We start from the raw sequence: 12,308 nt of genomic DNA on the forward strand, positions 1-12,308 counted from the left end.
GCGATGATCCGCTATATCCTCTGGCGTATCGCCGCCATGGTGCCGACCCTGCTCGTGATATCGGCGCTTGTCTTCGTCATCATCGAACTGCCGCCGGGTGACTTCTTCGAAAGCCAGATCGCCGAACTGCGCGCCCAGGGCGAGACCGCAAACCTGCAGGAAATCGAGGAGCTGCGCCATCAATACGGCTTCGACCAGCCGGAGATCGTGCGTTACTTCTTCTGGGTCGGGGGCATGCTGCATGGCGATTTCGGCTATTCCTTCGAATATCAGCTGCCGGTTTCCGACGTTGTGGGTGACCGCTTGTGGCTGACGATCCTCGTCTCCTTCTCGACCATCCTTCTCACCTGGCTGATCGCCTTCCCGATCGGCATCTATTCGGCGACCCATCAATATAGCTGGGGCGATTACGGGTTGACCTTCCTCGGCTTGCTCGGCATCGCCATCCCGAACTTCATGCTGGCGCTGATCCTGATGTATTTCGCCAATGTCTGGTTCGGGCTCTCCATCGGCCATCTGATGGACCAGCAATATCTGAACCAGCCGATGAGTTGGGAGAAGGCGAGGTCGATCCTTGCTCACCTCTGGATCCCCGTCGTCATCGTCGGAACGGCCGGCACAGCCGGCATGATCCGCCGCCTTCGCGCCAATCTGCTGGACGAGATGCAGAAGCAATATGTGACGACGGCGCGCGCCAAGGGCCTGCATCCGATACGCGCCCTTATCAAATATCCGCTGCGCATGGCGCTCAACTTCTTCGTTGCCGATATCGGCTCGATCCTGCCGTCGATCATATCAGGCGCCGAGATCGTCGCCATCGTGCTGTCCCTGGAGACGACCGGGCCGATGCTAATCAAGGCGTTGCAGAGCCAGGACATGTACCTTGCCGGTTCGTTCCTGATGTTCCTCGCTTTCCTGAACGTCATCGGCGTGCTGATTTCCGATATCGCTCTCGGCTTCCTCGATCCCCGCATCCGTCTGCAAGGCAGGRGCACCAAATAATGTCGCCCCTACCCGCACCCGGTGCACCGCTGCCGCATTATGTTTCGACCGCCCCGTTCGATCCGATCGCAACGGAGACGATGACGTCAGCGCAGTCGCGTATCCATCTCGCTTCGCAGAAGCAGCTCATGTGGTGGAAGTTCAAGCGCCACAAGCTCGCGCTTGCATCCGGCATTTTCCTTGCCGCCGTCTACCTGATGATCCTGATTGTCGAGTTCCTGGCGCCTTACGGGCTGCATACCCGCAACGTCGACTTTATCCATACGCCGCCTCAGCGCGTCCGTCTTTTCGACAGCCAGGGCAATTTCGTCGGCCCCTTCGTCTATGGCCGGCAGATGACGCTCGATATCGACACCCTGCACCGTCTCTATACCGACAATCAGAAGGACATCCAGCCGATCCGCTTCTTCTGCCGTGGCGATGGCTACAAATTCTGGGGGCTTGTCGCTTCCAATTATCATCTCGTTTGTCCAGCAATCGGCGGGCAGATGTTCCTGCTCGGCACCGACCGTCTCGGCCGTGACGTGCTTTCGCGCATCCTTTATGGCGCGCGCATCTCACTCACCATCGGGCTGATCGGTATTTCCATCAGCTTTGTGCTCGGCATCGTCATCGGCGGCCTTGCCGGTTATTGGGGTGGTATCTTCGATCTCATCGTGCAGCGCCTGATCGAAGTGCTGCAATCACTGCCCTCGCTGCCGCTTTGGATGGCGCTTGCCGCCATCATGCCTGTGACATGGAGCCCGATCGTCATCTATTTCGGCATTACCGTCATTCTCGGCATCATCGACTGGACAGGTCTCGCCCGCGCCGTGCGCTCCAAGCTTCTGGCGCTGCGTGAGGAAGATTATGTTCAGGCAGCCCAGCTCATGGGTGCCAGCACCCCCCGTGTCATCGGGCGGCATCTCGTGCCCGGTTTCATGTCGCATCTCATCGCATCCGCCACCATTTCCATCCCGGGTATGATCCTCGGTGAGACGGCGCTTTCCTTCCTCGGCCTCGGCCTGCGGCCGCCCATCACCAGCTGGGGCATCCTGCTGACGGAGGCCAAGAGCGTAAGCGTGATCGCCTTCTACCCATGGCTGTTGTTCCCGATCGTTCCGGTGGTGCTGGTGATTTTGGCGTTCAATTTTCTGGGAGATGGCTTGCGCGATGCGGCAGATCCCTACAAATAACGTCGAGTTCGGCGGGGTGCTTCGCGTCCGCCGCCTCGTGGCCTCCGATTTACGGGGGTGGTAGAAGTATGTCGTCCACCTCAGAGGGCACCCACATGGCCAGACGCCTCGAAGATGCGCGCATCCTCATGTACAGCCACGATACATTCGGCCTCGGCCACTTGCGCCGTTGCCGCACGATCGCTCATGCCCTCGTCGAGGATTATCGCGGCCTGAACATCCTGATCATCTCGGGCGCGACGATTGCCGGCGCCTTCGATTACCGCGCCCGAGTCGACTTCGTAAAGATCCCGAGCGTCATCAAGCTTCGCAACGGCGAATATACGTCGCTTGCCAGCCATATCGACCTGCACGAGACGCTGAAGATGCGCGAATCGAGCATCCGCCACACGGCTGAGACCTTCCAGCCCGATATCTTCATCGTCGATAAGGAACCGATGGGCCTGAAGGGTGAGGTCGAGGAGACGCTCGCTTATCTGAAAGCACGCGGCACCATTCTCGTGCTCGGCCTTCGCGAGATCATGGACGCTCCCCATCTGCTCGAAGCCGAGTGGAAGAAAAACAGCATCATGCAGAAGATCGATCAGTATTACGACAGCATCTGGGTCTATGGGCCTCCCGATTTCTACGACCCGCTTGTCGATCTCGATGTACCGGCGGGCGTTCGCCGCAAGATGGATTTCGTCGGCTTCCTGCAGCGCAGCGTCTCCAGGGGCAAGAACTCCGTGAATGCCCGCAAGGATGACTATATTCTTGTCACGACCGGCGGTGGCGGAGACGGCTCCGATCTGGTCCATGACGTGATGAATGCCTATGAGGCTGACGAAACGCTGACGCAGAAGGCGCTTGTCGTGCTCGGTCCCTACATGCCGGCCGCCGAACGTGCAAAGCTAGTGAAAAAAGGGGAGAAGATCCCCTATATCGAGGTAATCGAGTTCGACAATCATATGGAAGAGTTGATCGACGGCGCCACTGCCGTCGTCGCCATGGGCGGCTACAATACCTATTGCGAGATTCTCTCCTTCGACAAGCCAGCGCTCATCGTGCCGCGCGTCGCCCCGCGCGAAGAGCAATTGCTGCGCGCCCGCCGCGCCAGCGAACTCGGCCTCATCGACATGCTGCTGCCTGAACAATCTGCCGACCCGACGGTCATGGCCGAAACGCTGAAGCGCCTGCCTTCGCGGCTTCCGCCATCAAAAAGCGGCTCCAACATGCACCTGGAGGGGCTCAATCAGATTTCGCGTACGGTCGGCGAATGGTTGGACGATCGCGGACGCCATCTTTCCCTCGTCGGCGCAGAATAAAGAGCCATCCTTTGCCGCCACGCCGCAAGATTCTCGTTGTGCTGAAAGGCTACCCCCGCCTTTCGGAAACCTTCATCGCCCAGGAATTGCTCGGCCTCGAAAAGGCCGGCTTCGACCTGACGCTGATTTCCATGCGCCGGCCGACCGACAAGAAGCGTCATCCTGTCCATGACGAGATCAAGGCGCGCGTCGTCTATCTGCCAGAATATCTGCACGAAGAGCCGATCCGTGTGGTGAAGGGCCTTTTCGCCGGTTTTTCGAAACCAGGCTTCGGTGCGCTGATGAAGCGTTTCTTCGCCGATCTGCCGCGCGATATCTCCCGCAACCGCTTCCGCCGGCTCGGACAGGCCCTGGTGCTGGCGCGCGAATGGCCTGACAACGGCGAATGGCTGCATGCTCATTTCATCCACACGCCGGCTTCCGTGACGGAATATGCGAGCATTCTGACAGGCACGCCCTGGACCTGCTCGGCCCATGCCAAGGATATCTGGACCTCGCCCGACTGGGACCTCGGCCAGAAGCTTGGAAGCGCCCGCTGGGCAGTGACCTGCACCCGCAGCGGCTACGAGCATATGAAAGCGCTGACCGGCCGCAAAGATGCGGTGCATCTGAGCTATCACGGCCTCGACCTTGCCCGCTTCGGCCATTTCGCCGGCGAGCGCTCGAACCGCAATGGCAGCGATCCCGCCGACCCCGCCTTCATCCTCAGCGTCGGCCGCGCAGTGGAAAAGAAGGGCTATGACGTACTGTTGCGTGCCCTTTCCCTGCTACCGAAAGAACTGAATTGGCGCATGGACCATATCGGCGGCGGCGAGGAGCTTTCCAAGCTGAAGAAACTTGCGGCTGAACTCGGCGTTGCCGAGCGCATCACCTGGAAAGGCGCGCTGGCGCAGGAAGATGTGCTTGAGCATTATCGCCGCGCCGATCTCTTCACGCTCGCCTGCCGCATCGCCGCCAATGGCGACCGCGACGGACTGCCGAATGTGCTGGTCGAAGCCTCCAGTCAGCGGCTCGTCTGTCTCTCCACCGATGTCTCAGGCGTACCGGAACTGCTGAGCGACGGCGAGAACGGTCTGGTCGTGCCACCGGAAGATCCGATAGCGCTTGCAAAAGCACTCGAGACGGCGATCCGTAATCCCGATCTGCGCAAGCGGCTGGGCGACGCGGCCGAGGAGCGCGTGCGCGGCCACTTCGATTATCACTCCAGCATCCGGCAGTTGAGTGGCCTGTTCGAGGCAGAATGGCAGAAGGCGTCATGAGGGCTCCCCGCATCTTCTTTTATGTCCAGCATCTGCTCGGCATCGGCCATATTGCGCGTGCGAGCCGTATCGCCAATGCATTGGTGAAGGATGGTTTCGAGGTAACGGTCGTTACCGGCGGCCTGCCCGTGCCGGGCTTTCCGGGCGAGGGTGTCAGAACAGTCGAATTGCCGCCGGTCGTCGCCAGCAATATCGGCTTTTCCGGTCTTGCTGCTGCCGATGGGAAGCCAGCCAACGAGGAATTCCTGTCCAATCGCCGCGACCTGCTTCTCAAAGCCTTCGACGAGGAAAAGCCTGACGTTGTCATCATCGAGGCTTTTCCTTTCGGGCGCCGGCAGATGCGCTTCGAACTGCTGCCGCTGCTCGAGGCGATCGAAAAGGCCAACCCACGCCCGAAGCTTTTGAGTTCCGTGCGCGACATCCTGCAGGAAAACCGCAAGCCCGGCCGCGACGAGGAAACCGTCAAGCTGGTCAAGGACCATTTCGACGCAGTGCTCGTCCATGGCGATCCTGACTTCGTGCGTCTGGAAGATACTTTCCCGCTGACAACTGAGATCGCCGATCGGCTGCGCTATACCGGTCTCATTGCTCCGTCGCCCGCGCTTGAACCATCCGAGGCATTCGACATCATCGCTTCGGCGGGCGGCGGCGCCGTCGGGCTGGAACTGATGCGCGCCGCGCGCGATGCGGCCGCACTCCTGCCTGCCGAGCTTCGCTGGCTGCTGATTACCGGCCCCAATCTTCCGGAAGCCGATTTTTCCGCATTGTCGGAAGATGCGCCTGCCAATGTCACGCTGGTGCGGTTCCGCAAGGATTTTCCTTCGCTGCTGCGCGGCGCGAAAGTCTCGATCTCGCAAGCCGGCTACAACACGGTGGGTGATCTCCTGCGCACGCAATGCCGCTCGATCCTCATTCCCTTCGTGGCCGCCGGCGAAACGGAGCAGACCGTTCGCGCCGAACGACTGCAGGCGCTCGGTCTTGCCGAAATCCTGCCAGAGCAGGGGCTGACCCTCGAGGATGTCAAATCCGCGGTCGAACGGGCGCTTGCCGCCCCACCGCGTCCGGCCGTATCCCTCGATCTCGACGGAGCCGCAAAAAGTGCAGTCATCATTCGTTCAATGATCGGCTGAAACCCTCGCCTATTCTAAAATTCATGTGATATAAGAAAAATTCCGGCGAGAATCGGCGTTTCGACATCAGTCCGCTCCGCCTTGTTTTCGTTGCGATATCGGCGGTCTGACTGCATGGTCCTGTACTCGGAGATTCCCTCTTCCCCAGCATCAGGATCGCTGTACGGACTTTTCCCACAGTCTGACGGTTAGCCATGGAAAAAAGCCTCGCGCGCTACATCTGGAAGAACACGCGGCTGCAGCAGCTCTGGATTCTGCTCGTCGTCGCATTTTCCATGGTGCCCTACTTCCTATCCTTCGACCTGCCGAAGCAGATCGTCAACGGACCTATTCAAGGCGACGGCTTCGAGGGGCCGGGGGCGCGACAGATCTTCATGCATATCGCCTACGACATTCCGCTGATCGGCCATGTCGAATTCTTCAAGGGCCTGGAGCTCAACCGCTTCCAGATGCTGATGGCACTGAGCCTCGTCTTCCTGGCGCTGGTGGTGCTGAACGGCCTCTTCAAGTTCTATATCAATACCTATAAGGGCCGGCTCGGCGAACGCATGCTGCGCCGTATCCGCTTCGAGCTTATCGATCGCGTGCTGCGCTTCCCGCCCGCCCATTTCAAGCGGGTGAAATCGGCCGAAATCGCCACCATGATCAAGGACGAGGTGGAGCCGATGGGCGGCTTCACTGGCGACGCCTTCGTCTCGCCCGCCCTGCTCGGCGGCCAGGCGATCACCGCGCTTGCCTTCATCATCATCCAGAATTTCTGGCTCGGCATGATCGCGGCGGGCATCGTCGGCGTGCAGGCGATCGTCATTCCCCGCATGCGCAAGCGTCTCTTGGAACTCGGCCGTCAGCGGCAGCTGACCGCGCGTGAACTTTCGGGGCGCGTGGGGGAGATCGTTGACGGCATCGGCACGATCCACGGCAACGACACCTCCAACTTCGAGCGCGCCGATATCGCAACCCGCCTCGGCCGCATCTTCTCGATCCGCTACGATCTCTATCAGTGGAAGTTCCTGGTCAAGTTCATCAACAACTTCCTCGCCCAGGTCACGCCCTTCCTCTTCTACGCGATTGGCGGCTATCTGGCTCTGCAGGGCCGGCTCGACATCGGCCAGCTCGTCGCCGTCATTTCAGCCTACAAGGACCTGCCCGGCCCGCTGAAGGAACTGATCGACTGGGACCAGATGCGCCAGGACGTGCAGGTCAAATATGCGCAGGTCTACGAGCAGTTCAATGTCGAGCCGCTGATCGACAGCCGCATCCAGGAGCTTGCAACGGCGCCGGTCGCACCGCTGACCAGTGCCTTCGTCGTCACAAACCTCTCTGTCAGCGACGACAGCGGCGCCCGCCTCGTCGACCACGTCTCGGTCGAGATCAAGCCGAACGAGACGGTTGCGATCGTCGGGCCGAACGGCAGCGGCGCTGAAGCCTTCGCCGAAGCGCTCGGCCGTCTCGTATGGCCGGATTCCGGCCGCATCACCATCGACGGACAGGACCTGCTGGATCTGCCGGAATCGATCACCGGCCGGCGCATCTCCTATGCGTCCGCCGAAAGCTACTTCTTCCACGGCACGCTCCGCGACAATCTGGTCTACGGCCTCAAGCATGCGCCGATGAAAGAACCGGAGTATGATGATAAGACCGCGCAGGAATTCAAATGGCACGTCGCGGAATCGCAGAAGGCCGGCAATCCGACACTCGATCTCAACAGCGACTGGGTCGACTACAGCGCCGCTGGCGCGAACGGGCCTGAAGATCTGCTGAAAGCAATCCGGCCGGTGCTCGACGCYGTCATGCTGTCGCAGGACATTCTGGATCTGGCGCTGCGTTCCACCGTCAACACCGAGGTTCATACTGCCCTCGGCAGCCAAATCGTCAAGCTTCGGACGTCGCTGCGCGAGCGGCTTGCCAGGGAAAACCTCGACGCCATCGTCGTGCCCTTCGATTTCGACGCTTACAACACACAGGCGACCGTCGGCGAAAACCTGCTCTTCGGCACGATGAAGCGGCCGCTGATGAACAACCGCCGGCTTGCCGGCCATCCCTATTTCCAGCAGCTCTTCCGCGCTACCGGGCTCAGCACAGATCTCTATGCTATGGGGCTGGAAATCGCCGAGAACGCGGTGGAACTCTTCCACGACCTGCCGCCGGATCACCCCTTCTTCCAGCAGCTCACCTTCATGACGGCGGACGACATTCCGACCTACCAGGCGCTGCTGCAGAAGCTGCAGGGCAAGCGCTTCGAGGATGCGACGCCGGAAGACCGCGCAAGCATCATCCGCCTGAGCTTCGCCTATATCGAACCACGGCACCGCTTCGGCCTCTTGACCCAGGCGCTGATGGACAAGATCGTCAGCGCCCGCAAGCAGTTCCACCAGAACATCCCCGACGATCTCGCCGAGCTGATCGAGCGTTACGACATCAGCCGCTTCACGGCATCCGCGAGCCTGATGGACAATGTGCTCTTCGGCCGCATCGCCTATCAGCAGGCCGATGCCTCCGACCGCATCCGCCTCATCATGGGTGAACTGTTCGATGCGCTCGATCTCTATGACGACGTATTGTCGATCGGGCTCGAATTTGACGTCGGCTCCGGCGGCAAGCGCCTGACGGGGGTGCAGCGGCAGAAGCTCAATCTCGCCCGCGCCCTGCTCAAGCGTTCCGACTACTTCATCTTCAACCGGCCGATCCCGGCGCTCGACCAACGCATCCAGGACCAGATCACCCACAACATCATCGAAGGCCTGCACGAGGAAGGCAAGCGCCCGGCGATCATCTGGGTATTGTCCAACGCCAAGCTTGCGGAAATCTTCGATCGGATTCTGCTCTTCGATCGCGGCGATCTTGCCGAGGCGGGCAACTATCCGGAACTTTCCGAGAAAAACGGGATGTTCAAGGAACTGTTATCGTAATATTCTATTGGGGCGGCAGAGACGGCGCTCGCAAGGTGCTTGGAATTGGTTTTTAGCGCATGATCAAGGACCATGCGGCAGGGGGTTATAACGCTCATGCTGTTGAGAGATGAAGTCGAAATGCTGCGGCGGGTGCCGATCTTCTCGAGGATCGCACCGGCGAAACTCAAGCTCTTGGCGTTCACCTCCGACCGTATGACCTACAACGCCGGCCAGAACCTGTTCCGTCAGGGCGATGTTGGCGACGCCGCCTATGTTGTACTGTCAGGCACCGCCGATATCATCGTTTCCTCACCTGCCGGCGAAATCAAGGTCGCCGATGTTGAGGTCAATTCCATCGTGGGCGAAATTGCCATTCTCTGCGACGTCTCGCGTACCGCGACCGTGCGCGCCACCTCGCCGCTCGAAGTCCTGCGCATCAGCAAGGAACATTTCCTCAAGCTTCTGAGCGATTTCCCGGAAATGGCCGTGGAAATCATGCGCGTGCTCGCCGACCGTCTCAACCACACGACTGCCGAACTGACCGCCGCGCGCGCTGCCAAGCAGCCGCAGATGGCGCAGTAAAATCCGAAAATAGATCCCAAACAAAAAGGCCCGCCTGGTTTCCCAGACGGGCCATTTCGTTATACCTATGCGCTACTCACGCTGCTCCAGCGCCCTGCTGAATGCAAGAGCCGCCAGCGTGCAGATCGCGCCCGAGAGCAGGTAGTAGCCAACGAAGGGCAGGCCGAACTGGCTCGACAGACTGAGCGCCACCAGCGGTGCGAAGCCAGCGCCGATCAGCCAGGCAAGGTCGGAGGTGAAGGCCGCACCGGTGTAGCGATAGCCGCGGCCGAAGCGCGACGAGATGGAGCCGGTCGCCTGGCCGAAAGAAAGGCCGAGCACGCCGAAGCCGATGATGAGGAAGGCGTCATGACCGGTGTTGCCGGCGCCAATCAGGAACGGGCCGATGAAGCTGAAGATCGCAATCAGCACAGCGCAGATCGCAAGCTGCTTGCGCCGGCCGATGCGGTCAGCGATCACACCCGAGGCAATGATGGCAACGAAGCCGACCACGGCGCCGATGACTTGCACCACCATGAAGGCACCGATCCGCTGGTTGCCGTAAAGGCTCATCCAGCTGAGCGGGAAGATGGTGACGAGGTGGAACATGGCAAAGCTTGCAAGCGGCACGAAAGCGCCGATCAGGATATCGCGGCCGTGGACGCGCAGCACGTCGAGGATTGGTGCTGCTTCAAGCTCATGCTGTTCCAAGAGCGTGCCGAAATCCTTGGTCATGACAAGCCGAAGGCGGGCAAAGAGCGCGACGACGTTGATCGCGAAGGCGACGAAGAACGGATAACGCCAGCCCCATGAGAGGAAGTCTTCCGGGGAGAGGTTGGCGACGAAATAACCGAACAGGATACTCGCCAGCGCAAAGCCGATCGGTGCGCCGAGCTGCGGGATCATTGCATACCAGCCGCGATGATTCGGCGGCGCATTGAGGGCAAGCAGCGATGCAAGGCCATCCCACGCGCCGCCGAGCGCAAAGCCCTGCCCGAGCCGGAAGAGCGCCAATAGCGCAATCGACCAGTAGCCGATTTCATCGTAGCCCGGCAGGAAGGCGATCGATGCCGTCGAGCCGCCAAGCAGGAAAAGCGCGATGGTGAGCTTGGTGCCACGCCCATAGAAGCGGTCGATCGTCATGAAGACGACGGAGCCGACAGGACGGGCGAGGAAGGCCAGTGAGAAAATCGCGAAAGAATAGAGCGTGGCCGTCAGCCGGTCCGGGGCGAAGGGAAAGACGAGTTGCGGAAAGACGAGAACGGATGCGAGGCCGTAAACGAAGAAATCAAAAAACTCCGACATGCGACCAATCACCACGCCGATAGCGATGCTGCCGGGCGAAACCGGCTTGTCACCGTGAATGCGCCGCGCATCCCGCTCCAGCGATGAAGATGATGGTCCTAAATGTGTGGCAGTAGCCATATGAAACGCCTCCCTCGTTTAAGGTGCTTTTTGCAAAGCACCTCAAGCTGATCTTGTTCCATATTTGCAGCTTATCAAGTCCTTGTTGCGCAAATAGTTGACGCCGAATTCTCAAAAATCGATGCGATGGAAAAATCGCGTGATACCTATCCCGACCTATTCCAGAGTTTTATTGGGCAAAGCCACGCTTTTCAGCTATACACGAAGCGGCGCCGGAAAAATTTCCTTCTCACTTTTATCAGGATTTGTGGGGCGCCGTGGAAGCTGACTTCTCCCGCGGTGCAAAATGCATGTTGCACTGCGACCAAAGACCTCATATCGCTCATCGTGCCAGTGCTTTAGTCGGCAATCGAACGAAACAAAAAGAGCTTAGAGACGTGCCAAAACTGCAGAAGTTTTCCCGCCTTCTATTAATCTTGCCGCTGTTTTTTTTGGCAGGATGCAACATGGTGGTCATGTCGCCCTCAGGCGATATCGCCACCCAACAGCGCGACCTCATCATCGTCTCCACGGTGCTGATGCTGCTGATCATCATTCCGGTGATCTTCCTCACACTGTTTTTCGCCTGGCGCTACCGGCGCTCCAATACGGCCGCGGACTACGCGCCCGAATGGCATCATTCCACGCGCCTCGAAATCGTGATCTGGGCAGCGCCGCTCGCCATCATTATCGCGCTTGGCGCCGTCACCTGGATTTCCACGCACAAGCTCGATCCCTACCGCCCGCTCGACCGTATCGATGCGGACCGTGCCATTCCGGCAGATACCAAGCCGCTGACTGTCGAGGTCGTGGCGCTCGACTGGAAATGGCTATTCTTCTATCCCGACCTCGGCATTGCGACGGTCAATGAGCTCGCAGCTCCCGTCGACGTGCCGATCGACTTCAAGATCACCGCCTCCTCGGTGATGAACTCCTTCTTCATCCCCGCCCTTGCCGGCCAGGTCTATGCCATGCCCGGCATGCAAACGAGACTGCATGCCGTCATCAACAAGGAAGGCGAGTATGACGGCTTCTCCGCAAATTACAGCGGTGAAGGCTTCTCGCACATGCGCTTCAAGTTCCACGGCCTGAACCAGGAGGGCTTCGATGCCTGGGTGGCGCAGGTCAAGCAGCGCGGCACGATGCTCAACCGCGACGCCTATCTGAAGCTCGAAAAGCCGAGCGAAAAGGAGCCGGTGCGCTATTACGCCGGCGCCGATGCCGATCTTTACGACGCGATCCTCAACATGTGCGCCACGCCCGGCAAGATGTGCGCGAGCGAAATGATGCACATCGACATGATGGGCGGCGGCGGCAAGGAAAGCGAAGAAAACCGCGAAAAGCTGACCTACGACAATCGCCATGCGGATGAAGGGATCGCCGCGCCCGCAACAGGCGCTCCCGCACGCAGTGAGCCGGCCGAAAGCACCGATGGCAACAGCATGCAGAACATGCCCGGCATGGACATGCAGCATGAGGGTCATTCCATGCCCGGCACGAGCACTGGCGGCGATCCGGCGCCGGCGCAGCTCAACAATAACAATTAACCTGGCGCTTTGCGTCGCAAGACATAATGAACGGG

General features: G+C 59.9%; 9 protein-coding genes. 8 read left to right on the forward strand and 1 reads right to left on the reverse strand.

The window, feature by feature from the left end; translation table 11 throughout:
- Positions 1-3 precede the first annotated feature (3 nt).
- The 7 genes from AC1DM5_RS08055 to AC1DM5_RS08085 all read left to right on the forward strand — a co-directional run bounded on the left by AC1DM5_RS08055 (position 4) and on the right by AC1DM5_RS08085 (position 9,343).
- Positions 4-1,002, forward strand: a complete 999-nt coding sequence (locus AC1DM5_RS08055) for an ABC transporter permease (RefSeq protein ID WP_477974830.1) — start codon at positions 4-6, stop codon at positions 1,000-1,002.
- Entirely contained in the window at positions 1,002-2,177 is a 1,176-nt protein-coding gene (locus tag AC1DM5_RS08060; RefSeq protein WP_477818714.1) for an ABC transporter permease, read from the forward strand. Before AC1DM5_RS08055 ends, AC1DM5_RS08060 begins: the two co-directional genes overlap by 1 nt.
- Positions 2,178-2,272: 95 nt before the next feature.
- Entirely contained in the window at positions 2,273-3,481 is a 1,209-nt protein-coding gene (locus AC1DM5_RS08065; protein WP_477818715.1) for a glycosyltransferase family protein, read from the forward strand.
- A gap of 11 nt (positions 3,482-3,492) precedes the next feature.
- A complete protein-coding gene (locus tag AC1DM5_RS08070) occupies positions 3,493-4,740 on the forward strand; it encodes a glycosyltransferase family 4 protein (RefSeq protein WP_477818716.1) in 1,248 nt (415 codons plus the stop codon).
- A complete protein-coding gene (locus AC1DM5_RS08075) occupies positions 4,737-5,870 on the forward strand; it encodes a glycosyltransferase family protein (RefSeq protein ID WP_477818717.1) in 1,134 nt (377 codons plus the stop codon). The genes AC1DM5_RS08070 and AC1DM5_RS08075 overlap by 4 nt, the downstream gene beginning before the upstream one ends.
- Positions 5,871-6,064: 194 nt before the next feature.
- The gene (locus AC1DM5_RS08080) at positions 6,065-8,779 is read left to right on the forward strand and encodes an ABC transporter transmembrane domain-containing protein (RefSeq protein ID WP_477818718.1); all 2,715 of its coding nucleotides are present in this window, start codon (positions 6,065-6,067) and stop codon (positions 8,777-8,779) included.
- 96 nt (positions 8,780-8,875) lie between these two features.
- Positions 8,876-9,343, forward strand: coding sequence for a cyclic nucleotide-binding domain-containing protein (locus tag AC1DM5_RS08085; protein ID WP_025669918.1), 468 nt, complete (start codon positions 8,876-8,878; stop codon positions 9,341-9,343).
- Positions 9,344-9,415: 72 nt separating this feature from the next.
- Here the strand turns inward: AC1DM5_RS08085 and AC1DM5_RS08090 are convergent, their stop codons facing one another.
- On the reverse strand, positions 9,416-10,747 hold the full coding sequence (locus AC1DM5_RS08090; protein ID WP_477974832.1) for an MFS transporter: 1,332 nt from the start codon (positions 10,745-10,747) through the stop codon (positions 9,416-9,418).
- A 377-nt stretch (positions 10,748-11,124) separates the two neighbouring features.
- Between AC1DM5_RS08090 and cyoA the strand changes: the two genes are divergently transcribed.
- Positions 11,125-12,273, forward strand: a complete 1,149-nt coding sequence (cyoA, locus tag AC1DM5_RS08095; protein WP_477818719.1) for a ubiquinol oxidase subunit II — start codon at positions 11,125-11,127, stop codon at positions 12,271-12,273.
- The last annotated feature ends 35 nt before the right edge of the window (positions 12,274-12,308 follow it).

It is taken from the genome of Rhizobium sp. 01T437 (assembly GCF_056398505.1).

Bases quoted from the DNA above. Each gene is read 5' to 3' on its own strand.
- AC1DM5_RS08090 (WP_477974832.1), bottom strand. From the start codon at position 10,747: ATGGCTACTGCCACACATTTAGGACCATCATCTTCATCGCTGGAGCGG.
- AC1DM5_RS08060 (WP_477818714.1), top strand. From the start codon at position 1,002: ATGTCGCCCCTACCCGCACCCGGTGCACCGCTGCCGCATTATGTTTCG.
- AC1DM5_RS08085 (WP_025669918.1), top strand. From the start codon at position 8,876: ATGCTGTTGAGAGATGAAGTCGAAATGCTGCGGCGGGTGCCGATCTTC.
- AC1DM5_RS08065 (WP_477818715.1), top strand. From the start codon at position 2,273: ATGGCCAGACGCCTCGAAGATGCGCGCATCCTCATGTACAGCCACGAT.
- AC1DM5_RS08075 (WP_477818717.1), top strand. From the start codon at position 4,737: ATGAGGGCTCCCCGCATCTTCTTTTATGTCCAGCATCTGCTCGGCATC.